The sequence below is a fragment of the Hoeflea sp. genome (assembly GCF_039975035.1).
GTDB lineage: Bacteria > Pseudomonadota > Alphaproteobacteria > Rhizobiales > Rhizobiaceae > Hoeflea.
In genome coordinates this window covers 26,227-48,034 of record NZ_JBDWHW010000188.1, presented here as the reverse complement: position 1 = coordinate 48,034, position 21,808 = coordinate 26,227, and the positions used below count along the sequence as shown (strand labels likewise).

At 61.1% G+C, this 21,808-nt stretch carries 21 protein-coding genes; 13 read left to right on the top strand and 8 right to left on the bottom strand.

The window, feature by feature from the left end; translation table 11 throughout:
* The first annotated feature begins 126 nt into the window (after nt 1–126).
* From ABJN75_RS16925 to tgt, 4 genes are all read left to right on the top strand, one after another.
* Complete coding sequence (locus ABJN75_RS16925) at nt 127–642, top strand: peptidylprolyl isomerase (RefSeq protein ID WP_348440751.1); 516 nt, start codon at nt 127–129, stop codon at nt 640–642.
* A 72-nt stretch (nt 643–714) separates the two neighbouring features.
* Nucleotides 715–1,797 (top strand): tRNA preQ1(34) S-adenosylmethionine ribosyltransferase-isomerase QueA, encoded by a 1,083-nt coding sequence (queA, locus tag ABJN75_RS16920; protein WP_348440750.1) that lies wholly within the window; start codon nt 715–717, stop codon nt 1,795–1,797.
* Nucleotides 1,794–2,393 (top strand): histidine phosphatase family protein, encoded by a 600-nt coding sequence (locus ABJN75_RS16915; protein ID WP_348440749.1) that lies wholly within the window; start codon nt 1,794–1,796, stop codon nt 2,391–2,393. The genes queA and ABJN75_RS16915 overlap by 4 nt, the downstream gene beginning before the upstream one ends.
* Nucleotides 2,390–3,523, top strand: coding sequence for a tRNA guanosine(34) transglycosylase Tgt (gene tgt / locus ABJN75_RS16910; protein WP_348440748.1), 1,134 nt, complete (start codon nt 2,390–2,392; stop codon nt 3,521–3,523). The genes ABJN75_RS16915 and tgt overlap by 4 nt, the downstream gene beginning before the upstream one ends.
* Before the next feature lie 15 nt (nt 3,524–3,538).
* On the opposite strand, the gene ABJN75_RS16905 is transcribed toward tgt, so the two are convergent.
* Entirely contained in the window at nt 3,539–3,880 is a 342-nt protein-coding gene (locus ABJN75_RS16905) for a hypothetical protein (protein WP_348440747.1), read from the bottom strand.
* A 513-nt stretch (nt 3,881–4,393) separates the two neighbouring features.
* On the opposite strand from ABJN75_RS16905, the gene ABJN75_RS16900 reads away from it, so the two are divergent.
* Both ABJN75_RS16900 and ABJN75_RS16895 read left to right on the top strand, forming a co-directional pair.
* The gene (locus ABJN75_RS16900; protein WP_348440746.1) at nt 4,394–5,185 is read left to right on the top strand and encodes a hypothetical protein; all 792 of its coding nucleotides are present in this window, start codon (nt 4,394–4,396) and stop codon (nt 5,183–5,185) included.
* A 209-nt stretch (nt 5,186–5,394) separates the two neighbouring features.
* Nucleotides 5,395–5,586 (top strand): hypothetical protein, encoded by a 192-nt coding sequence (locus ABJN75_RS16895; RefSeq protein WP_348440745.1) that lies wholly within the window; start codon nt 5,395–5,397, stop codon nt 5,584–5,586.
* A gap of 787 nt (nt 5,587–6,373) precedes the next feature.
* On the opposite strand, the gene greA is transcribed toward ABJN75_RS16895, so the two are convergent.
* The 6 genes from greA to ABJN75_RS16865 all read right to left on the bottom strand — a co-directional run bounded on the left by greA (nt 6,374) and on the right by ABJN75_RS16865 (nt 11,665).
* Nucleotides 6,374–6,856 carry a transcription elongation factor GreA gene (gene greA / locus ABJN75_RS16890; protein ID WP_348440744.1) on the bottom strand — a complete coding sequence of 161 codons (483 nt, stop codon included), beginning with the start codon at nt 6,854–6,856 and terminating at the stop codon, nt 6,374–6,376.
* Nucleotides 6,857–7,061: 205 nt separating this feature from the next.
* On the bottom strand, nt 7,062–7,493 hold the full coding sequence (locus ABJN75_RS16885) for a DUF4864 domain-containing protein (protein WP_348440743.1): 432 nt from the start codon (nt 7,491–7,493) through the stop codon (nt 7,062–7,064).
* 169 nt (nt 7,494–7,662) lie between these two features.
* Entirely contained in the window at nt 7,663–8,700 is a 1,038-nt protein-coding gene (locus tag ABJN75_RS16880; protein WP_348440742.1) for a zinc-binding dehydrogenase, read from the bottom strand.
* Nucleotides 8,701–8,766: 66 nt separating this feature from the next.
* Complete coding sequence (locus ABJN75_RS16875) at nt 8,767–9,732, bottom strand: NADPH:quinone oxidoreductase family protein (protein WP_348440756.1); 966 nt, start codon at nt 9,730–9,732, stop codon at nt 8,767–8,769.
* 5 nt (nt 9,733–9,737) lie between these two features.
* Nucleotides 9,738–10,964, bottom strand: coding sequence for an acyl-CoA dehydrogenase family protein (locus ABJN75_RS16870; protein WP_348440755.1), 1,227 nt, complete (start codon nt 10,962–10,964; stop codon nt 9,738–9,740).
* Between the two features lie 14 nt (nt 10,965–10,978).
* Nucleotides 10,979–11,665, bottom strand: a complete 687-nt coding sequence (locus ABJN75_RS16865; RefSeq protein WP_348440741.1) for a TetR/AcrR family transcriptional regulator — start codon at nt 11,663–11,665, stop codon at nt 10,979–10,981.
* A gap of 284 nt (nt 11,666–11,949) precedes the next feature.
* Between ABJN75_RS16865 and ABJN75_RS16860 the strand changes: the two genes are divergently transcribed.
* The 7 genes from ABJN75_RS16860 to mmsB all read left to right on the top strand — a co-directional run bounded on the left by ABJN75_RS16860 (nt 11,950) and on the right by mmsB (nt 19,324).
* Entirely contained in the window at nt 11,950–12,783 is an 834-nt protein-coding gene (locus ABJN75_RS16860; RefSeq protein ID WP_348440740.1) for an SDR family oxidoreductase, read from the top strand.
* A 1-nt stretch (nt 12,784) separates the two neighbouring features.
* Entirely contained in the window at nt 12,785–13,810 is a 1,026-nt protein-coding gene (locus ABJN75_RS16855) for a phosphotransferase (RefSeq protein ID WP_348440739.1), read from the top strand.
* Between the two features lie 3 nt (nt 13,811–13,813).
* A complete protein-coding gene (locus ABJN75_RS16850; RefSeq protein WP_348440738.1) occupies nt 13,814–14,590 on the top strand; it encodes an SDR family NAD(P)-dependent oxidoreductase in 777 nt (258 codons plus the stop codon).
* A gap of 104 nt (nt 14,591–14,694) precedes the next feature.
* Nucleotides 14,695–16,194, top strand: coding sequence for a CoA-acylating methylmalonate-semialdehyde dehydrogenase (locus ABJN75_RS16845; protein WP_348440737.1), 1,500 nt, complete (start codon nt 14,695–14,697; stop codon nt 16,192–16,194).
* 62 nt (nt 16,195–16,256) lie between these two features.
* On the top strand, nt 16,257–17,405 hold the full coding sequence (locus ABJN75_RS16840; RefSeq protein ID WP_348440736.1) for an acyl-CoA dehydrogenase family protein: 1,149 nt from the start codon (nt 16,257–16,259) through the stop codon (nt 17,403–17,405).
* Nucleotides 17,402–18,424 carry an enoyl-CoA hydratase/isomerase family protein gene (locus tag ABJN75_RS16835; RefSeq protein WP_348440735.1) on the top strand — a complete coding sequence of 341 codons (1,023 nt, stop codon included), beginning with the start codon at nt 17,402–17,404 and terminating at the stop codon, nt 18,422–18,424. The genes ABJN75_RS16840 and ABJN75_RS16835 overlap by 4 nt, the downstream gene beginning before the upstream one ends.
* A gap of 45 nt (nt 18,425–18,469) precedes the next feature.
* Entirely contained in the window at nt 18,470–19,324 is an 855-nt protein-coding gene (gene mmsB, locus ABJN75_RS16830; RefSeq protein WP_348440734.1) for a 3-hydroxyisobutyrate dehydrogenase, read from the top strand.
* Between the two features lie 72 nt (nt 19,325–19,396).
* Here mmsB and ABJN75_RS16825 read toward each other — a convergent pair whose 3' ends face one another.
* Nucleotides 19,397–21,712 (bottom strand): methyl-accepting chemotaxis protein, encoded by a 2,316-nt coding sequence (locus tag ABJN75_RS16825; protein WP_348440733.1) that lies wholly within the window; start codon nt 21,710–21,712, stop codon nt 19,397–19,399.
* Between the last annotated feature and the right edge of the window lie 96 nt (nt 21,713–21,808).

The following is a 21,808-nucleotide window of genomic DNA, read 5'->3' as shown; positions in this document are numbered from 1 at the left end:
TTGTCGACAAGATCAAGCGCGGCGACACCAACAACAACGGCTCGGTCGACAATCCCGACCGCATGATCACCGTCCGCACCGGCGGCTAACCAGACGCACACAAAAATTTCAAACAGGAGAGACCCTATGGCGGAGATCAAGGATCCCGAAAACACGCTCATCATGGAAACCACCAAGGGCCAGGTGACCATCGAACTGCTTCCCGATCTGGCGCCCGATCACGTCGCGCGGATCAAGGAACTGGCGCGCGAAGGCGCCTATGACGGCGTGGTGTTTCACCGCGTCATCGACGGCTTCATGGCCCAGACCGGCGACGTCAAGTTCGGCAAGTCGGACGGCAAGGATTTCAACCCTGGCCGCGCCGGCATGGGCGGTTCGGACAAGCCGAACCTCAAGTCCGAATTTTCCAACATGAACCACGCCCGCGGCACCTGCTCGATGGCGCGGTCGCAGGACCCGCATTCGGCCAACTCGCAGTTCTTCATCTGCTTTGACGATGCGGGCTTCCTCAACCGTCAGTACACGGTCTGGGGCCAGGTCACGTCCGGCATGGACAATGTCGACAAGATCAAGCGCGGCGAGCCGGTTACCGATCCCGACAAGATTGTCTCGATGAAGGTCGCGGCAGACGCCACGGCCTGAGCATTTGAACCGCGCGGAATTCGGTGGCTCCCCGCCTGTTGAATTCCGCGCGTTCTTTTCTGGAGCGCGCCGGTGCGGGTAGAGCTTTTCGATTTTGATCTTCCCGACGAGCGCATTGCGCTGCGCCCGGCCAATCCGCGCGACTGCGCCCGGCTGCTGCGCGTGGGTGCCGATGGCACGCTCGCGGATCTCAGCGTCGGTGATCTGGCCGACCTCTTGGAGCCTGGCGACGCGCTGGTGTTCAACGACACCAGGGTCATTCCGGCGCAGCTTGAAGGCTTTCGCATCCGCGACGAAAACCGGCAACGCATTTCCGCCACGCTGCACATGCGCTCAGGTCCCGACCGCTGGAAAGCCTTTGTGCGTCCCGGAAAGCGCATCAAACAGGGCGACCGGCTGCATTTTGGCGGCGATGGTGCTGTCTGCCTTGCCGGCGTGCTAGACGCCACCGCGGGGACACGTGGCGAGGGCGGCGAGATCGAACTGATCTTCGATCTTTCCGGTCCGGCGCTCGACGAGGCGATCATGGCAACCGGCCACATTCCGCTGCCGCCCTATATAGCCTCCAAACGCGGCGAGGACGACCAGGACCGGCTCGACTACCAGACAATTTACGCCCGCGAGGATGGCGCGGTGGCGGCCCCCACCGCAGGACTGCATTTCACCGAGGCGCTGTTTGCCAAACTCGATGCGCGCGGCATCTCGCGCCACTTCGTCACCCTGCATGTCGGCGCCGGCACGTTTTTGCCGGTCAAGGTCGACGACACCACCGAGCATCTGATGCATTCGGAAATCGGCCATGTCAGCGCCGAAACAGCCGAAGCGCTCAATGCGGTGCACGCGCGCGGCGGTCGGGTCGTTTCCGTCGGCACCACATCGCTGAGGCTTTTGGAAAGCGCCACGGATGAAGCCGGAACCATCAAGGCGTGGTCCGGACCAACAGACATCTTCATCACGCCGGGTTACAGCTTTCGCGCCGTCGACATCCTGATGACCAATTTCCATCTGCCGCGTTCGACGCTGTTCATGCTGGTCTCGGCGTTTTCCGGCTTTGACACCATGCACGCCGCCTACCGCCATGCCATTGATAACAATTACCGTTTCTATTCCTATGGCGATTCCAGCCTGTTGTTTCGCCGGGACAGCGCACCATGATCGTCCGCTATCTGACCCACCCGCAGGTCATGATTGATCCGATGATGCCGGTGGAGCGCTGGGGGCTCAACGAAACCGGCCGCCGCCGCGTCGAGGCGATTACCGCGGCTGCCGCACTGCGCGGCACGACCTCTGTCATATCCAGCAACGAGACCAAGGCAATCGAGACCGCGCAGCCGATTGCCGCGGCGCTTGGCTTCGAGCTGGTCATCCGTCATGGCATGCACGAGAACGACCGCACAGCCACCGGCTATCTGCCGCCCGAGGAATTCGAGCTTGTGGCCGATCAGTTCTTTGCCAACGCCGATCAGAGCGTACGCGGCTGGGAGCGGGCGGTGGATGCCCAAGCCCGCATCGTGGCCGAGACTTTGGCGACGTTTGAAAATGCGCCAGAAGGCGACGTGCTGCTGGTCGGTCATGGGGCGGTCGGCACGCTGCTGATGTGCCATGTTGCCGGCTGGCCGATCGACCGGCGGCACGACCAGCCGGGCGGCGGCGGCAATGTCTTTGCCTTCGAGCGGCAGACGCTAAAACTGCACCATGGCTGGCAGCCGATGGAAACACTGAAAGATCCCCACGAGGCGGGCCCGCAATGACAGAAACCTTCCAGTTCAAGCTCACGGCCACTGACGGCAAGGCCCGGCGCGGCGAGATTTCGATGCCGCGCGGTACCATCCGCACGCCGGCCTTCATGCCGGTGGGCACTGGCGGCACGGTCAAGGCGATGTATATGGATCAGGTCCGCGACACCGGCGCCGACATCATCCTTGGCAATACCTATCACCTGATGCTCAGGCCCGGCGCCGAGCGCATGGCGCGGCTGGGCGGACTGCATGAGTTTGCCCGCTGGCCGCACCCGATACTGACCGATTCCGGCGGGTTTCAGGTGATGTCGCTGTCGGGCCTGCGCAAGGTGAGCGAGCAGGGCGTCACCTTTCAATCCCACATCGACGGTTCGCGCCACGAAATGAGCCCCGAGCGCTCGATCGAGATCCAGGGCCTGCTCGGCTCCAACATCCAGATGCAACTCGACGAGTGCGTCCGGCTGCCGGCCAGCGAGACCGAAATCGAGCGCGCCATGGAAATGTCGCTGCGCTGGGCGGATCGCTGCAAGTCAGCCTTTGGCGATCAGCCCGGCAAGGCAATGTTCGGCATCGTCCAGGGCGGCGATATTCCGAAACTGCGGGAGCGCTCGGCGCAGGCGCTCTCAGGGCTCGATCTCAAGGGTTACGCTGTCGGCGGCCTTGCTGTGGGCGAGCCGCAGGAGGTGATGCTCGACATGCTCGATGTCACCTGTCCGCTGCTGCCGCATGAAAAGCCGCGCTACCTGATGGGCGTCGGCACGCCCGACGACATGCTCAGATCCGTCGGCCGCGGCATCGACATGTTCGACTGTGTCATGCCGACGCGGGCCGGCCGTCATGGGCTGGCGTTTACCCGCCACGGAAAGATCAATCTGAAAAACGCCCGCCACGCCGAGGATCACCGCCCGCTTGATGAGCAAAGCTCATGCCCGGCGGCACGCGATTATTCCCGGGCCTATCTGCACCACCTGGTTCGCTCCAACGAGATTCTGGGCATGATGCTGATCACCTGGAACAATTTGTCCTACTATCAGGACCTGATGGCCGGCATCCGCGCCTCAATCGAGGCGCAGCGCTTTGAGGATTTCTCAGCCGAGACCCAAGCCGCCTGGGCCAAAGGTGATATCGCGCCGCTGGGGTGAGGGGAACAGGTTCACTCAGCCGGCGTCGAGCGTTTTCTCGCAATGGGTCGGGCCGCCCTTGGGATCAATCCGGTCGGAGACGGCGCGAATTGTGGTGATTGTGTAACCCTTGCTGACCGTCAGTTCGACGGTGCAGGGCCTGCCCCCGCTAAAACCGCCGCGCCAGTTGTAAATCGTCGCACCGCCCGAAGCCGGCCTGTCTGAAACTGGAGGTCCATAGGCCGCGAAAAAGGCGCCGGCCGACTTGCCGTTCCAGCGCGCCTGCAGCGGGTTTGATGCGATCGTTGCGGTGGTGCAGGCCGCGAGAGTGCCGGCAGCAATTGCCAGGCTTGCAAGCCGGAATTTTATGGTCGTCATTTCCCTGTCTATCCTTTGATCAGATGCGGTGACTTGCGCCGCGAACCGTCATAACGGATTCCGCGCCGATGGAAAATCGTTTGATTGCTGCCGTGGAAGTTATGACTTGTCTTCCGAATTGCCTACTGCCGGGGATCGTTGGTGAGTTTTCCAAATATGGTCAGAGGTCGACGGGCCGGTCCGTGACCTGCGACCCTGGCCATCCGCACGTTGGGAATTCTTGAAGGTTTTCTATCCGGCTGTGATTCCTTTTAGGGGAATTTCAGCCCGGATATCCGGTTTTTCGGGATGCACTTTTCCTGCAAGTTAATGTTTTGTTACTCAATCGCCTAAAAATGGCATTTCGCGGGATTTGTCAAAATATCCATTATTTCAATAGGATAGACTGATTTTTTGGATTTCCGGACTGATTTACGCAAGCTTGGCGCAAGCCTGAGGTTAAAAGGTAAACAAATTCCTACATCTCTTCGCATTGAGGTGCTCATTTTGATTTCGTCAGATTCATATTATTCCTTGGCCGCATATTCCGGCACGAGCACCCGTGAGCGCAATTCCAGCTTTCTGCGCACTCCAGCCAGGGAGGCGGTGGCCGAAGCTTCGCCTTTGTCCAAACCCCTCACTCGTGCCCTGAGTTCGCTGGGCGCGCAAGCGTTGCAGGGCGGCCCGAAATTCGAAAGCATGCAGGAAGGCATCGATCTTGACGAGGATGGAACCTATTCGTTTCACCAACCGGAAGATGCATCCTCGCGCAGGCAACAACATTCTGAAAGGACTGTTGCGTCCGGCACCTCTGCCAGCATGACAAAGTCCGCCGGCAATCCGGTCTATGACCAAGCCGACATGGAGATGTTCAGGACGCTGACCAAAAACAATCTGGCGCCGGTGGCAGAGCGGTTGGTCCCGGCGCCGGGTGACAATGACGTGGCGCCGTCTCTGGCGAATGGCGCGCGCGCTGACGCGGCACGAGAGTTGGTTGCGTCCGCAGGCCTGGCCCGCCAAGACGGGGAGTTGAGCGGGCGTCTGACACTCGACAATGTTGCTACCGTGCTTGACCGGTTTGAAACGACTGGGTCCAATCGCGGGGCGGCGGACCAATTGCTGAAGGATCTGCTGACGAATTTGGGAGCCAGTGCGCCGGAATTGGCGTCGCTGACCCGATCGACCCACAAGACATATAACGGCCAGGAAATGTACACCTGGGCCTGGCCGGGTATGGCAGACGCCAGAATCCGTCCTGAATCCGCATTTCCCGCATCACAGGCCTACCGGCGTCAAATGCGGCAGCGGAACGACTATTCAATCTGACATCAAATCCATGGTTCGGGCAGGCGAGGGTGAGTGAGCGGTTGTCCGCAGCCATCGCTTACTCGGTGATGTGCATCCGTGCACTCTGCGACTATGGTGCGGACGAGGGCACACAATCCCGGGCTATCAGGATCCGTGACGGATTCCTCACATGCTGTGCCTGCTCGTCCGGTGCCCCGGAAGGTGCTGGCGATAGAGGCTAAAATGCGATGAAGCTGTTTGCCATTGTTCTGGCGCTGCTGAGCCTGGCCGGGATGGTCTTTGGCTGGTGGGGCCTCGAGACAGTCGCCGGGCGTCGTCATTTCGATGAAATGGCCGGCATCATCCCGTTGTTTGCCGGCATTGCCTCGTTCATCCTGCTGCCGGTTGCGGCCATCCTGTATTATTTCGCCAGGTCGTAGGACCGGTTGATGGACGCAGCACCAGGTCCCGGATTTTTTCAGGAGAGGGGGAAATTCGCGACGCTGAAATCGGCCCCCTCTGTGACAAAATCCAAGGCTTGACTGAAGCCAAGGTGATGATTTTACTCTCTTCCCCACCAGTGGGGAGAAGGCGGCACGCGGAACGAATGCGCCGATTCCACCCCCATTTCATCCCCGCTTTCCCACCCCGTGTCATACTGCCTGCACTTCCGCTGTCGGATGACCCGCGAACGTGCCGGGCCAGGCGGAAGGAAGACCTTTCGGGACTTGCGGTAACGTGCGGCAAGGTCCCGGGAGGAGGCGGTGACCAGTGTGGCTCCGTCGGCGGATCTGCTCTTTCTTGCGAAAGACCGGGTTCAGCCGGCCACCGGACCGACTTCGGGGTCCATGCCTGCTCATGCAGGCAGCGGGATCTGGGATATCGGACCGGGCCTGTGGCGGGTTTGGCTCCCTTTGCCGGGGATCAAGTCCGTGCCGGAAACCACGCCGAACACTTCCGCCGCCGCTCCCCGTCCGGGGCTGGCGGCCCGGGGCGACCCGGCAAATCCCGCGTCGGGTGAACAACCCTCAAGCGGGTCAAGCGGAGTGGACACTGCCTGTCGGATGCGGACATCATCCGGCGATAATCGGGCCGCGCGCGCGTTGCGCCACCCATTTTCATAGACTTCCGTAAGGCACAGCCTGCGCGCGGCCCTCCGGAATGCCTCATTGAGATCACGCCCCGGCGGTCTTGTCGCGCGGGAACGCCTTTGCGTGGCGTGCCGGCCTATGCGATCGAAATCAGCTCCAGATCCTGCTCGCCCACCTCGACCACATCGCCCACTGTCTTGCCCATCAGCGCGCGGGCGACGGGGGAGGCAAACGAGATTGTGCCTGTCTTCGGGTCGGCTTCGTCCTCGCCGACGATGCGATAGGTTTGCGGCGGGCGCTGGTCGCGGGCATAGGTGACGGTGCTGCCAAAGGCGACCGTGTCGTGGCTCTCCGGATCGGGCATCACTTGGGCGCTGCGGACCCGCTCGGCGAAATAGCGCGCATCGCGCAACGGGGCTGCCTGCTGGCGGCGGCGCTCGTTGACATCCTCGATTGGGTTGGCGGCATCATAGGCGGCGCGCGCGATATCGAGCTCGGCTTGCAATTGTTTCAGTCCGCTCAGCGTCACCAGATTGGGATGACTGGAAATCGGCCGGTCGGGCAGCAGCGTTTCGGCTGCGGTTTCGGAACTTTCTTCCTTGGTGAAGGCGACACTCACAGCAATTCTCCGTTCGGCTGGATGCGGCGCGCACGGCGTCTCAACCACGCGCGAAACGTCCAGCATAGATGGAAGCCGGAGCGGCTGGCAATGTCTGGCCTCGGACGCTCAACGCAGTGACGGCGGCTTGGTTCCGGGGGATGCCGGCCCTATCCCAGCAGCAGGCGTGTCCGGTGCGCTGGTCTGTGGTCGCGCCACGGTGTGATCAGGTCTGTGGCGCCGCTGCCTTGATCATCTGCACACCGTTGATCTTGAAGCTTCCGTCGGGCTGGCGTTCGAGCGAATAGAGCGCGGTCCAGTCCTCGCCGTCGGGGCCCTGAATCAGCACTTCCTGAACCAGTCCGGTGCCGCCGGCTGCGGGCTTGAAGCGGCCGAAGGCATAGTTTCCGGGACGGTAGACCGGCTGGTAGCTGCGTTTGACCATGTCGAAAAACCGGGTCTGATCCGGATACAACTGCTGGATCGAGGGCGCGGCGAAGGAATAGGCCGCCGCCATGTCGTCGGCCAGAAACGCCTCGATCTGGCTTTCAATGACGCCGCGAGCGTCGGTCGCATCGTCGGCGCGGGCAGGGGCGAGCGTGAGCATCAGCGCCATGGCCGCCGCTACCGTTGACGCGGGATGAAACAGGTTTGTCATGATCGTACCTCCGTCTTCATCAACATAGGACGAAGCATGCGGAAGGAAAGTTTCGCAGCTGTATGAACTTTCGCAAGATTCATGCACAACGTGAAGAATGCAGGAATATGCTTTTTAAACAATGGTATAGGAATCATTTCTCGGAAAATGAATCAATGAGAATCCGGCGTTAGGGCACGAGCATCACCTTGCCGTCGCCGCGTTTGAGCGCCCCGGGCAGTTGTTGAATCGCATCCGCGAGCTTGACTATTGCCACCACCTCGGTCTTCCAGGCGCCGGAAATGAAGCGGTTCTGCACGGCGCGCAACGTGCGCAATTTTTCCAGAATCGAGGCGTGCTTGAACCATTTTGTCAGCCAGAATCCCTCGATTTTCTTGTCCATGAAAATCAGCTGTCCGGTTTCGCGGATCGAGGGGATCTCGGTGTCGAGCTTGCCGTAGATGATCCAGCGGGCGCGGGCGGGCATCGCCATGAAGATGTCGGCCGCCTGCTGGTTGGCGACGGCGTCGAGCAGGATGCGCGGCTTGTCTGATTTGCACAGCGCGGCGAGCTTGGCTTCGAACTCCGGATCCGACTGGATCAGCACATGGGCCGCGCCTAGCTCCCGCAGATGAGCCTCCTGGCTCTGCTTGCGGATGATGGCGATCATCGCATAACCATTGTCACGGGCGATGCCTGCCATCAGCTTGCCCAGTTGCGAGAAGGCCGCAGTGAAAATGAAACTCTTGGCGCCCGATTGCTTGACGATATCGAACATGGTCCAGGCGGTCACCGGGTTGACCACATGCCCCGCGGCGTCCTCGTCGCGCATGGCCTTCCTGATCACCACGCACATCGCGGCGGGAACAACGATGTACTCGGCCCACGCGCCCGATCCGCTGACGCCGCCGACGAAGGCCACGCGCTTGCCCTTGAGCCAGTGCGCGTAAAGCCCCTGGCCGCCAACCACATCGCCAACCCCCTCGAAGCCGGCGGCGGCGCCCCTGACCCGGGGCTGACCGTATTCGCCCTTGATAAAGTAGAGATCAGAGGGATTGACCGAGGCCATCCGCACCTTGACCAGCACCTGGCCCGGTCCGGGTTTCGGCACCGGCATGGAGCCGTAATCCAGATAGGGTTCAAGCGTGTCGATGGCGGCTCCTTCGCGTCGGGGGGCAAAGCCGTCCTGCTTGAGGATCAGGGCATTCATGGTAGCAGGCAGGGTCATGGTTTGGTCCTTGCGTGGGTGGTCATACGGTTTCGGACCTATCGGATCAGGCTCGGGAATCAAGCCTTACGGGATCAGGATGGTCTTGCCGATCGCACCGCGGTCGAGAATGCGTTGCAGTGCGGAGGCGGCCTGGGACAGCGGCTGGCGTTCATCGATGCGCGGCTTGATCAGGCCCTGGCTATGCCAGTCAAACAGTTCGCGGTTATTGGCCGCATAGGCTTCCGGCTCCTTGGCGGTAAATGCACCCCAGAATACGCCGATCAGCGCATATTCCTTGAGTAGCACAAGATTGACCGGAAGCTTGGGAATTTCGCCCGAGGCGAAGCCCACCACCAGCAGCCTGCCGTTGCGGGCCATGGCGCGCGAGGCGATATCGAAGGCAGGTCCACCGACCGGATCGAAGACGACATCGACGCCGCGGCCCGCATGTGCCTTGAGTTGCTCGCGAAGCCCGTCATAGGGCAGGGCCAGGTCGGCGCCGGCCTCCATGCAGGCCTGTTGTTTCTCGGGCGTCGAGGCGACGGCAATGACATGGGCGCCGATCGCCTTGCCGATGGAGATCGCCGCCAGTCCGGTCGATCCGGCGCCGCCGAGCACCAGCAAGGTCTCGCCAGACTTGAGGTGAGCGCGTTGCCTGAGAGCATGGTGTGAAGTGCCCCAGGCGCACATCAGCGCGCAAGCGTCTTCAAAACTCATGCTGTCGGGCAGGGCAAACACGCCCGCATCCGGCGCCACCACCTTCTCGGCATAGCCACCAAGCTGGAGCAGGCTCACCACGCGGTCGCCCGGCCTGACGTGGATGACATTGTCGCCAACCGCCTCGACCACGCCGGCCGCCTCCATGCCCGGCACGAACGGCGTTTCGGGCTTCATCTGGTAGAGACCCTGGATCAGCAGACCATCGGGAAAGTTCACGCCGATGGCTTCGGCCCGGATCAACACCTCGTCGGGACCGGGGTGCGGGTCGGGCAGGTCACGGTAGTCGAGGCCCGAGACAGGACCGTATTGTTGGCAGACAATCGCCTTCATGTTCATCAGACCTTTTGCTGGGTGTAGCGTTTGAGTTCGGTGCGCGCTACCTGGCGGCGATGCACTGCGTCGGGACCGTCGGCAAGCCGCAAAGTGCGCAGGTGCGTCCACATCCGCGCCAGCGGCGTATCCTGGGACATGCCTTGTCCGCCGAACATCTGCGCGGCTTCATCGGTCACCTTGAGTGCCACACGCGGGGCGACAACCTTGATCTGGCTGATCCAGGGAGCTGCCGCGACGGCGTTGCCCTGATCCATCATCCAGGCAGCCTTGAGGCACAGCAGCCGCGCCATTTCGATCTCCATCCGGCTCTCGGCGATAATGTCGTAATTTGCGCCGAGCTGCGCAAGTTTCTTGCCGAAGGCTTCGCGCTCCAGCGCCCGCTTGCACATCAGTTCGAGTGCCATTTCCGCCTGGCCGATGGCGCGCATGCAATGGTGAATGCGGCCCGGCCCGAGCCGGCCCTGGGCGATTTCGAAACCCTTGCCTTCGCCAACCAGCAGATTGCCGGCGGGAACCCGGACATCGGTGAAACGGAGATGGAAGTGGCCATGCGGAGCATCATCCTGGCCATAGACCTGCATCGGACGGAGTTTCTCGATGCCGGGCGTATCGGACGACACCAGGATCATCGAGTGCCGCGCATGTTTGGGCGTCTCCTCGTCTCCGGTGTTGACCATGACGATATAGAGCGTGCAGCGCGGGTCGCCCGCACCCGAGGCCCACCATTTCTCGCCGTTGAGCACATACTGATCACCGTCGCGTACACACGACATCGCAATATTGGTCGCATCCGACGAGGCGACATCGGGTTCGGTCATCAAATAGGCGGAGCGGATTTCACCGTTGAGCAGTGGCTCGAGCCATTTCTTCTTGTGCTCGGGCGTTCCGTAACGGTCGAGCACCTCCATGTTGCCGGTGTCGGGTGCCGAGCAGTTGAAGGTTTCCGCACCCAGGTGGGCCTTGCCCATTTCCTCGGCAAGATAGGCGTATTCGACAGTCGTCAGGCCGTCTTCAGCCTGGGTCCGCCACAGGTTCCACAATCCGCGTTGCCTGGCCTTGGCCTTGAGCCCTTCGAGGATCTCGGTCTGGCGGGCGGTGTAGCTCCAGCGGTCGCCGCGGGAGCCGACTTCGGCGAGAAATTCCTCGTCGAGCGGAATGATCTCATTGCGCACCATGTCGCGAACCGCTTCCAGGATCGGCTCAAGATGCGCGGTAATGCCCAGATCCATGGGCTTTGCAAGGGTCATGTGATTGCTCCTTCAACTGTTTGGCCGGGGCGGTTGCCCGTGTAGCCCAGAAGCCGGACTGCATAGAGCACACATTCATCGGCGAGGGCTTCAATTTCTGCCTCGGTCTGGTTTGGCCGCGGCGTGAACCAGACAATCGGTCCATTGATGCACATGAAGACCGAGTTGAGCGCGATCTTGATGTTCATGTAGTCGATTTCGCCGTCCGCTCTGGCGTCCTCGAACACCTTGCGGAAGTGCTCGGAATAGGCGTCGCGCATCTGCGCCAGTTGCAAAAGTTCGGCGTGTTCCTTGGCCGGCATGGTCCCCTGGCGGAGCATATCGACCCCTTGGCTGACCACGTTTTGAAACGGTTTGGTTCGAATGACGCACAGGATATGGGCTTTGAGCACTGCCCTGAGTTTGGCAATCGCCGGCAGGTCCGCGCCAAGAAACGGCTCGATGGCCTGGAAGTTCATGGTCATGCCGGTGCGATAGACATCAAGGAACAATTCGGCCTTGGAGGCGTAATGGTGATAAATGCGGCCCTTGGTCGAACCGATCCGTGCCGCCACTTCATCGATGCTGGTGGCCGAAAACCCGTGCGCCTCGAAGCAAAGCGCAGCCCCTTCCATGATCTCCATGCGGGACAGGTCATTGTCGCTCTGGCGCCGGTATCGGTTGGATCGGGCGGCGGTTGTCATGCGTGGGTCTGCCCATGTCCGGTCAGTCGGCTCTTGCGCCGGGAGGTGCAAAGAAATTCGTCGAGCCGTCTTGCAGTTCGGCAGGATATCAACATACTGCAGAGTATGTTGTCAATCGGCGAGACAGCTCTGATCGCCTTCAAATTGATTCAGTTAAACGATAACATCCGTGCACGACCTCATAGTGTTGCAGCGATCTTTGTGCATCAACCGGATGTGTGGCGCTGGCATATCGAAACAGGAATTGCGATACGGATGCCGGGTAAATGCGGGGGAGATAATCGATGAGTGAAGCGTGTGACGGTTACCTTGGCGAGCTTTTTGGCGTCAGCGGAAAAACCGCGCTGGTCACCGGCGGCGCCACGGGAATTGGCCGGATGATCGCGACCGGGCTGGTTCAGGCCGGCGCCTGCGTGCTGATTGCCTCGCGCAAGGGCGAGGACTGCATCCAGGTAGCCGAAGAGATCAATGGCCTGGGCGCGTCCGGCTCGGCGGAGGGGTTCGCCGGCGATGTCGGAACCGAGGCAGGCGTGGCGGCACTGGCGGGCGAAGTCCGCAGCCGGACCGGGCGGCTCAACATTCTTGTCAACAACGCGGGCGTGACCTGGGGCGCGCCCTATGCAGATTTTCCGCATGCGGCCTGGGCCAAAGTGATGTCGGTCAACGTCGCCGGACTGTTTACGCTGACGCGCGATCTCACGCCGTTGCTGATCAACTCCGCCACTGACGCCGATCCCGCACGTGTCATCAATCTCGGCTCGGTGATGGGAACCCAACCCGCCGCCGATGGAGCTTATTCCTATTCCGCCTCGAAAGCGGCAGTGCATCATCTGACCAGAATCCTGGCTGAAGAGCTTGCCGCCAGCCACATCACGGTCAACGCCTTCGCACCGGGGCCGTTCCAGAGCCGGATGACCGCCTTCGCGACCTCACACGATGAGCAGGTCGAGAAAGTCGGGGCCGGTGTTCCGCTGGGCCGCATAGGCGGTCCCGACGATGTGGCGGGCGCCGCGATCTATCTTTGCAGCCGCGCCGGGTCCTATATCACCGGCGCAATTCTTCCCATTGATGGCGGATTGTCGGTCCAGCACGACATACGCCTGTTCAAGGATGCCTGAGATGGACACCGAGCCTTTTGACCTGGAAGCCCTGGCGGATGAGTTGCATGAACTGGTTCCGGGCTTTTCCGGCCTGCACGCCATCGAGAAATTCAACACCGGTCAATCAAACCCCACCTACCGGGTGGAGGCCGACAGCGGGCGCTATGTGTTGCGCGCCAAGCCTCCGGGGACCCTGCTCAAATCCGCCCACCAGGTGGATCGTGAATACCGGGTGATGAAGGCGCTTAGCCAAAACAACGTGCCGGTGCCCAAGGTCTACGCCCTGTCGGGTGAGCACAGCGCGATCGGCCGGATGTATTTCGTCATGGAAATGGTCGAGGGGCGGATCTTCTGGGATCCGGCGCTGCCGGAAATGAGCGTGCCGGAGCGTTCAGCCGTCTATAATGGCATGAACGACGTTCTGGCGCGGTTGCACCGGGTCGATCCCGAAGCCGCGGGACTGGCCGATTTCGGGCGCTCGGGCAATTATTTCGCCCGGCAGATACGGCGCTGGAGCGAGCAGTACCTGGCCAGCAAGACCGATGAACTGCCCGACATGGACCGGTTGATGGACTGGCTGTGGGAAAACCTGCCCGATGACGATGGGCTGGTCAGGGTGGTTCACGGTGATTTCCGTCTCGACAACATGATATTCTCAGCGCATGGCGAAGAGGTGTTGGCGCTGATCGACTGGGAATTGTCGACGCTCGGGCATCCACTCGCCGATCTTTCCTATCAGTGCATGCAATGGCGGTTGCCGCATGCCAGCGGGTTTAGGGGGTTGGGTGGGCTTGACCGGGCGGACCTCGGAATCCCGAGCGAACCGGAATATGTGGCGCTCTATTCGGAACGCAGCGGTATCGAGGTCGCCAACTGGCCGTTCTGCCTGGCGTTCTCCTTCTTCCGGCTCGCAGCCATTCTGCAGGGCGTTTACAAGCGGTCACTCGATGGCAACGCCTCCAATCCGGAGCGCGCGAGAGAAATCGGCAAGGCGGTGCCGCTTCTGGCAGCGATGGCCAACGAAGTCATGACGGGAAAGGCCTGAGCGATGGCGGATTTTTCAGGCCGGACGGTGATCCTGACCGGTGCAACGGGCGGCTTCGGGCGGGCTGCGGCGCGATATTTCTCAAACGCCGGCGCCAGCCTGGTGCTCAGCGATCTTCATCCGGATCCGCTGGGAGAGTTGGCGGAGGAGCTTGGCGGCAAGGCCAGGGCAATCGCCGGAGATATCAGCGAGCCGGAATTGTCGGAACGGCTGGTCGAGGCCGCGATGTCCGGATTCGGCCGTCTGGACATTGCCGTCAACAATGCCGGCATCGTCCATGACTTGGCGCGGTTGCCCGAGACACCGGTCAAGGTCGCGCGGCAAATCATCGATGTCGACCTGCTGGGTGTGTTTTACGCGATGCGGGCGCAGCTGCCAGCTATGGAGCAGCGCTTTCGCGACACCGGCGAGACCGCTGCGATCGTCAATGTCGCTTCCGTGGCAGGGGTCGTGGGTGCGCCGATGCTTTCGGTCTATGCCGCTGCCAAGCACGGCGTGGTGGGACTGACCAAATCGGCCGCAATCGAATATGCGCGCCGGGGCGTGCGGGTGAACGCGCTGTGTCCATCTTTCGCACGCACGCCGATGGCCACCGAGTTTCTCGAAAAAGCCGACAAGGACCGGGATGCAGCGGAAGCGGCGCTGGTGCAGGCAATTCCGATGCGCCGGCTGGCGGAGGTCGATGAGGTGATTGCCGGGCTGGTTTTTCTGGCGGATCCGGCTTCGAGTTTTGTCACCGGTCAGACCCTGCAAATCGACGGAGGCCTGTCGGCGGCGTGACCGGGCTTTAAAATACGCACAACGGTTGCACAATCGCGCGCGTTGTACATCAAGACCGGTCAGTGCACAGTGGGTTCACACATTCACTTTCGGGAGGCACGATCATGCACGAACTCACTCACTTTATCGGCGGCAAGCACGTCAAGGGCACATCAGGCCGCTTTGCCGACGTGATGAACCCGGCGACGGGAGAAGTTCAGGCCAGAGTGCCGTTGGCTTCGAACGAGGAACTGGCGGAAGCTGTGGCTGTCGCTGCCAGGGCGCAAATCGGCTGGGCGGCGACCAATCCGCAAAAGCGCGCCCGGGTGATGATGAAGTTCGTCGAACTGCTGCATCGCGACATGGACAAACTCGCCGAAGCGCTGTCACGCGAACACGGCAAGACCATTCCCGACGCCAAGGGTGACGTGATGCGCGGCCTTGAAGTGGCTGAGTTCTCGTTTGGCGCGCCGCATCTGCTCAAGGGCGAATTTACCGAGGGCGCCGGTCCCGGCATCGACATGTACTCGATCCGCCAGCCACTCGGCGTGGTCGCCGGCATCACGCCGTTCAACTTCCCGGCGATGATCCCGATGTGGAAATTCTGCCCGGCGATTGCCGCAGGCAACGCCTTCATTCTCAAGCCATCCGAGCGCGATCCGTCGGTGCCGATCATGCTGGCCGAACTGATGAGCGAAGCGGGCTTGCCGGACGGCATCCTCAATGTCGTCAACGGCGACAAGGAAGCGGTCGATGCGATCCTCGATCATCCGGACATCATGGCCATCGGTTTCGTCGGCTCGACGCCGATTGCGCAGTATATCTATGCGCGTGGTTGCGCCAACGGCAAGCGCGTCCAGTGTTTTGGTGGCGCCAAGAACCACATGATTATCATGCCCGATGCCGATATGGATCAGGCCGTGGACGCGCTGATCGGTGCGGGGTACGGCGCTGCCGGTGAACGCTGCATGGCGATTTCTGTCGCTGTGCCAGTCGGTGAAGAGACGGCAAACCGGTTGATCGAAAAGCTGACGCCGCGCGTCGAATCCCTGAAGATCGGGCCTTACACTGCCGGCAATGATGTCGATTTCGGACCGCTGGTCACCCGCGAAGCCCGCGACCGGGTCCTCGGCCTGGTCAATTCCGGCGTGGAGCAGGGCGCCAAGCTGGTGGTCGACGGCCGCGACTTCAAGCTGCAGGGCTACGAGAACGGCAACTTCATGGGCGGCTGCCTGTTCGACAACGTCACCCGCGACATGGACATCTACACCCAGGAAATCTTCGGGCCGGTGCTCTCGGTGGTGCGTGCGCCGAATTATGAGGAAGCGCTGCGTTATCCGATGGAACATGAATATGGCAACGGCACCGCGATCTACACCCGCGATGGCGATGCGGCGCGTGATTTTGCCAGCCGGATCAATATCGGCATGGTCGGCATCAACGTGCCGATCCCGGTGCCGCTGGCTTACCACACCTTCGGCGGCTGGAAGAAATCCGGCTTCGGCGACCTTAACCAGCACGGCCCGGATTCATTCCGCTTCTACACCCGCACCAAGACGGTGACCGCGCGCTGGCCTTCGGGTATCAAGGACGGTGCCGACTTCAACATCCCGACAATGGGATGAAGACACGGCGGGCTTAAAACACGGGCGGCGACATCAATTCAGAGACGGGGAGGTTAACAGCCATGGACTTTGAACTGAACGAGGAACAACAGGCGATTTTCGACATGGCGCGCGAGTTTGGCGCCGAGAAGATCGCCCCTTTCGCCGCCAAGTGGGAAAAGCAGGAAGCCATCCCGCGCGAGGTGCTTGAAGAAGCAGCCTCGCTCGGGCTGGCAGCAATCTACGTGCCCGAAGCCGACGGCGGCTCGGGCCTGAGCCGACTCGACGCGACGCTGGTGTTCGAGGCGTTGTCGATGGCCTGTCCCTCGGTTGCCTCGTTTATCTCGATCCACAACATGTGCACGTGGATGATTTCGACATATGGATCAGACGAGATGAAGGCGCGATTGCTGCCCGACCTTGTCACCATGAACAAGATTGCCTCCTACTGCCTGACCGAACCGGGATCGGGATCTGACGCCTCGGCGCTGAGAACCCGCGCGGAGCGGACCAATGAGGGCTTCAAGCTCAATGGCACCAAGGCGTTCATTTCCGGCGGCGGATTTTCCGACCTCTATCTGGTGATGACCCGCACTGGCGTTGACGGCCCGAAAGGCATCTCCGCCGTTGTGGTCGAGGACGGGACCAAGGGCCTTTCCTTCGGCGCGCCGGAAGACAAGATGGGCTGGCGCTCGCAGCCGACGTCTGAAGTGCAGTTTGATGATTGCGTCATCCCGGCGGACAACCTGCTCGGAGAGGAAGGCGCTGGTTTCCGCTATGCCATGAGCGGGCTTGATGGCGGACGGCTCAATATCGCGGCGTCCGCGCTGGGCGGCGCGCAATCGGCGCCCGACAAGACGCTTGCCTATATGGGCGAGCGGCAAGCCTTCGGCAAATCCATTGACCAGTTCCAGGCGCTGCAGTTCCGGCTCGCCGACATGGAAACGGAAATGCAGGCGGCGCGAATTTTCCTGCGCCAGGCAGCCAGCAAGCTCGACCGCAAGACGCCGGACGCCACCAAATACTGCGCCATGGCCAAGCGGTTTGTCACCGACATCGCCTTCAATGTTGCCAATGACGCGCTGCAGCTGCACGGCGGTTATGGCTACCTTGCGGATTATGGCGTTGAGAAGATCGTTCGCGATCTGCGGGTGCACCAGATCCTTGAGGGCACCAACGAGATCATGCGGGTGATCATTTCACGCGCGTTGCTTTCGGAGCGCGCCGCATGAGCATCCGCATCCGCAAGATCGGCCGCATCGGCCAGATTACGCTGCAGCGGCCCGAAGCGCTCAATGCCGTGACCTACGAGATGGTGCTGGCCATTGAATCAGCCCTTGACGGCTGGCGCGACGATGAGCGCGTGGCCTGCGTGCTGATCGATGCGGAAGGGCACAAGGCATTCTCCGCCGGCGGCGATCTTCAATTCATGCATGACACCGCCTCCAACGGCGATTTCGAGGCCGGCCGGACATTCTGGCGCGACGAATACCGGCTCAATGCCAAGATCGCCGCTTACCCCAAGCCCTACATTGCGCTGTGCCAGGGATTTACCATGGGCGGCGGCGTTGGCGTGTCGCTGCACGGCTCGCACCGGGTGGTGGGCGAAACATCGAAGATTGCCATGCCTGAATGCGCGGTGGGGTTGGTTCCCGATGTTGGCGGAACATTGTTGCTGGCGCGGGCGCCTGGGCGGCTGGGTGAGTATCTCGGCGTGACCGGCTACCGCATGAACGCGTCTGACGCGATCCTGGCCGGCTTTGCCGACTATTTCATTCCCGAGACAGAATGGTCCGGCCTGACCGAAGCACTGATCGAGACCGGTGACTGGTCGGCGGTTGCAGCGCTGGCGCGCGACCCCGAAGATGGTCCTTTGCTTGCCTTGAGGGAGCAGGTCGATGCGCATTTCGGCGAGGATACGCTTGCCGAAATCCTCGCGTCCTTGCCTGATGATGACTGGGGTGCGGCGACAGCCAAATCCATTCGCGCCGGCTCGCCTCTGTCGACAAATTGCACCATTGAACTTGTACGTCGGGCGCGTGAAAGCAACGATATCCGTTCGGCGCTTCAACAGGAATACCGCTTCACTTCGCGCAGCGCGTCGGAAGGCGATTTCGTCGAGGGCATTCGTGCCGCGATTATCGACAAGGACAGAAATCCGCACTGGCGTCACGGCCGGGTGGAGGATGTGACGGCTCAAATGGTGACAGCCATGCTGTCGCAAGCGCCGGGCGGCGATATCGAGCTTTAGCGCGGCGATGGTCGCCGCTTTCGAAGGGTTTGTTGGGAGGATGGCATGAAAATCGGATTTATCGGACTGGGCAACATGGGCGCACCGATGGCGGCCAATCTGGTCAAGGCCGGACATCAGGTCACCGGATTTGACGTGGCGGGTGTCACCGTTGAGGGAGTGGCCACGGCGAAATCGGCCGCGGATGCGGCATCGGGCCAGGACGCGGTGATCACCATGCTGCCCAATGGCGACATCCTGCGGTCGGTCTATGCCGAGATTGTCCCGGCGGGCGCCAAGGGCTCGGCCTTCATAGATTGCTCGACGGTTGACGTCGACAGCGCCAAGGCTGCGCATGAACTGGCATCAGCGAATGGTTTGCTTTCAGTGGATGCGCCGGTTTCCGGTGGCGTCGGTGGTGCTGCCGGAGGCACGCTGACCTTCATGGCCGGCGGCAGCGACGAGGCCTTTGGCCGCGCCGCACCGTTGTTTGAGATCATGGGCCAGAAGGCGGTGCATTGCGGCGAAGCCGGCGCCGGGCAATCGGCCAAGATCTGCAACAACATGCTGCTCGGCATCTCGATGATCGGGACCTGCGAGGCCTTCGCTCTGGCTGAAAAGCTGGGGCTTTCGGCGCAGAGCTTGTTCGATGTGGTCTCGACCTCGTCGGGTTCGTGCTGGTCGGTCAACACCTATTGCCCGGTGCCTGGCGTCGGCCCGAAAAGCCCGGCGGACAATGGCTACAAGCCCGGCTTCGCGGCCGAATTGATGCTCAAGGATCTCAAATTGTCGCAACAGGCAGCCTCAAGTGTATCCGCGCAAACGCCGATGGGAGCGCGCGCCACGGAACTCTATGACGCGTTTGTTGCAGGTGAGGGCAAGGGCATGGATTTCTCGGCGATGATCGAAAAGCTGAAGTGAAACATGAACGAGAAAAAGGGGCCGTTGGGCCCCTTTTTGCTGCTTGAGTTTACCTGGTTGAAGCGATGTTGCTCAGAACTCGCTCCAGTCTGCGCCTACCACTGCGGCATTGCCCCTGGGCCGGGTATTGGCCGGCGCCTGAGTGGGATGAGGCTGCTTGCTCCGCATCCTTGTAGCCATGGCTCCGAGTTCCTGTGACGAGGCGTTTTTTGTAACCTGAAAATTGGCGACCAGTTTGCCGAGCACCTGCGCTTCATTGTTGAGCGTCAGGCTGGCGGCAGTGGTTTCCTCCACCATGGCAGCGTTTTGCTGGGTGACCTGATCCATCTGGTTGATAGCCTGGTTGATCTCTTTGATGCCGACAGCCTGCTCGGATGCCGATTGGGAGATTTCACGGATCAGGCTGTTGATCCTGTCCACCTGGGCGGAAATATCCTTGAGTGCCGTGCCGGTCTGGCCGACATATTCGACGCCCTGGTCAACGTGACCGGCTGACACCTTGATCAGAGTGGCAATCTCCTTGGCCGCAGACGCCGACCTCTGGGCAAGTTCGCGGACTTCCTGGGCAACGACGGCAAAACCGCGGCCGGCTTCACCGGCACGCGCTGCTTCAACACCCGCATTCAGGGCCAGCAGATTGGTCTGGAAGGCGATTTCGTCAATCACGCCAATGATGCGGCTGACTTCGCGGGAAGATTGTTCGATCCCGGTCATGGCATCGACGGCCTTTTCAACGATTTCGCCTGACTCGCTGGTGCTCCTATTGGTGTTTTCCACCGTATGAGCGGCAGTCTTTGCATTTTCCGCGCTGGCGTTGACCTGAGAGGTCAGCTGTTCCAAAGCCGCCGCGGTTTCTTCAAGACTTGCCGCCTGCTTTTCGGTGCGCATCGACAGGTCGTTGGTGGCGGAACTCATCTCGCCGGTACCGGCGGTGATATTGGAAACAGAAGCGTTGACTGTCGTGATGGTCTGCTCAAGGCTCTGCATGGCCGAGTTGAAATCATTGCGGAGCTGGGCGTATTCGCCGGGGAATTCCTCGGTGATACGATGCGTCATGTCGCCGGCGGAGAGCCGGGACAGGCCAGCCCCCAGGCGGGTGACGATCTGTTTTTGCAGCGCCGCGGCGTTGGCCCGTTCGGTTTCGGTGGTTTCGCGTGCGCTCTCGGCACTCTTGCGATCCCGCGAAGCCTGGGATTCGAGTTGGTCGGACTCTGCCAGGCGGTGGCGGAATCCTTCAAGCGCGCGCGCGACAGCTCCGGTTTCGTCCGAGCTGCTCTGGCCGCTGATCGGTTTGTCATACTGCCCGTTGCTGAGAGTCTGAACATCTGCGACCAGGCTGTCGAGTGGCCGCTTGACCAGACGATGGCTCGCGACAAAAATGCCGATCAGCACAGCGCCGAGAACGATCAGGCCGCCAATGACCATCATGAGGGTCTGCTGCATGACCGGTCCGGAAATGGCCGCATCGGGGACATCGACAAGAACGACCCAGCTTGCATTCACGCCTGGAAGCTCAAAAGGATAGACAAGGCGATGGACAACAGATCCGTCTTGACCGGCAAGATCACGCACCGTGCTTGATGCGCCACGGCCAAGGGCCGCCTGGACTTCAGATTGTCCGTCGGCGTCGAAGTCAGTCATCATGGCTTCCGGCGTCGGACCGACCAGCCATTTGCTGTCTTGCGAGACCAACATGACCCGACCGGTTTCAAACGGCCGCATTTTCGACAGTTTGTCTGATAGCGAGGCGAGTGAAACATCGATGCCTGAAACACCGATCAGCTTGCCACCGGAATTTACCGGGAAGGTGATCGAGGTCAATGTGGTGGGAACTTCAGATTCCTGCGCCATGTAAGGCGGAGTGATGGCGCCTTTGCCGCTGTTGGCGGATAGTGCATACCAGGAATCGGCCGGACTGATTTCGAAGGTGGAGAAGTGAATATCGCCGCTGCTGGTCTTTGACCAGTAAGGGCTGAACGTACCCTTCGAATTGCCTGCCATTTCCTTGTTGTCGATGTAGTCTGCCTGACGACCGTCAAATGCGTTTTCAGCTTCTGCGAACCAACTGCCGAAAGCCAGATCGTGGGTCTGCATTGTGGCCTTGAGCATGTTCATGATGCCCTTGCGGTCGAGGTCGCCTTCTGCGTGAGCGCGGCCGGTAATGGCGGCAACTGTTGCGGTGGCCGTGGTCAAGCCACCGATCTCGCCGGCAATGTCGGCGGAGATGGCTTTGGCTTCGACCTGGGCTTGTTCAAACACCAGCGCTTCAACGCGCTCGCGGGTGTTGGAGATAAGGACAAAATTGGAGATGACAAGCACAGAAGCGACAGTGGCACCTGCCACTACAATGAGCTTTGTGGCGAGTGATTTTTTTAAGAAGCCGAGCATGCGACTTATTCCTTGAATAATGAGCACCTGCCAAAAGCAGCGTGCAGGACGGAGAAAAAGGGGGAGGAACCATCATGGTCGCCGCGGGCCCGGTCG

Bases quoted from the DNA above. Each gene is read 5' to 3' on its own strand.
- tgt (WP_348440748.1), top strand. From the start codon at position 2,390: ATGACAGAAACCTTCCAGTTCAAGCTCACGGCCACTGACGGCAAGGCC.
- ABJN75_RS16915 (WP_348440749.1), top strand. From the start codon at position 1,794: ATGATCGTCCGCTATCTGACCCACCCGCAGGTCATGATTGATCCGATG.
- ABJN75_RS16870 (WP_348440755.1), bottom strand. From the start codon at position 10,964: ATGGATCTGGGCATTACCGCGCATCTTGAGCCGATCCTGGAAGCGGTT.
- ABJN75_RS16925 (WP_348440751.1), top strand. From the start codon at position 127: ATGGCGGAGATCAAGGATCCCGAAAACACGCTCATCATGGAAACCACC.
- ABJN75_RS16840 (WP_348440736.1), top strand. From the start codon at position 16,257: ATGGACTTTGAACTGAACGAGGAACAACAGGCGATTTTCGACATGGCG.
- ABJN75_RS16905 (WP_348440747.1), bottom strand. From the start codon at position 3,880: ATGACGACCATAAAATTCCGGCTTGCAAGCCTGGCAATTGCTGCCGGC.
- ABJN75_RS16885 (WP_348440743.1), bottom strand. From the start codon at position 7,493: ATGACAAACCTGTTTCATCCCGCGTCAACGGTAGCGGCGGCCATGGCG.
- ABJN75_RS16855 (WP_348440739.1), top strand. From the start codon at position 12,785: ATGGACACCGAGCCTTTTGACCTGGAAGCCCTGGCGGATGAGTTGCAT.
- ABJN75_RS16880 (WP_348440742.1), bottom strand. From the start codon at position 8,700: ATGACCCTGCCTGCTACCATGAATGCCCTGATCCTCAAGCAGGACGGC.
- ABJN75_RS16850 (WP_348440738.1), top strand. From the start codon at position 13,814: ATGGCGGATTTTTCAGGCCGGACGGTGATCCTGACCGGTGCAACGGGC.
- ABJN75_RS16860 (WP_348440740.1), top strand. From the start codon at position 11,950: ATGAGTGAAGCGTGTGACGGTTACCTTGGCGAGCTTTTTGGCGTCAGC.
- ABJN75_RS16845 (WP_348440737.1), top strand. From the start codon at position 14,695: ATGCACGAACTCACTCACTTTATCGGCGGCAAGCACGTCAAGGGCACA.
- ABJN75_RS16865 (WP_348440741.1), bottom strand. From the start codon at position 11,665: ATGACAACCGCCGCCCGATCCAACCGATACCGGCGCCAGAGCGACAAT.
- ABJN75_RS16835 (WP_348440735.1), top strand. From the start codon at position 17,402: ATGAGCATCCGCATCCGCAAGATCGGCCGCATCGGCCAGATTACGCTG.
- ABJN75_RS16875 (WP_348440756.1), bottom strand. From the start codon at position 9,732: ATGAAGGCGATTGTCTGCCAACAATACGGTCCTGTCTCGGGCCTCGAC.
- ABJN75_RS16895 (WP_348440745.1), top strand. From the start codon at position 5,395: ATGAAGCTGTTTGCCATTGTTCTGGCGCTGCTGAGCCTGGCCGGGATG.
- mmsB (WP_348440734.1), top strand. From the start codon at position 18,470: ATGAAAATCGGATTTATCGGACTGGGCAACATGGGCGCACCGATGGCG.
- ABJN75_RS16825 (WP_348440733.1), bottom strand. From the start codon at position 21,712: ATGCTCGGCTTCTTAAAAAAATCACTCGCCACAAAGCTCATTGTAGTG.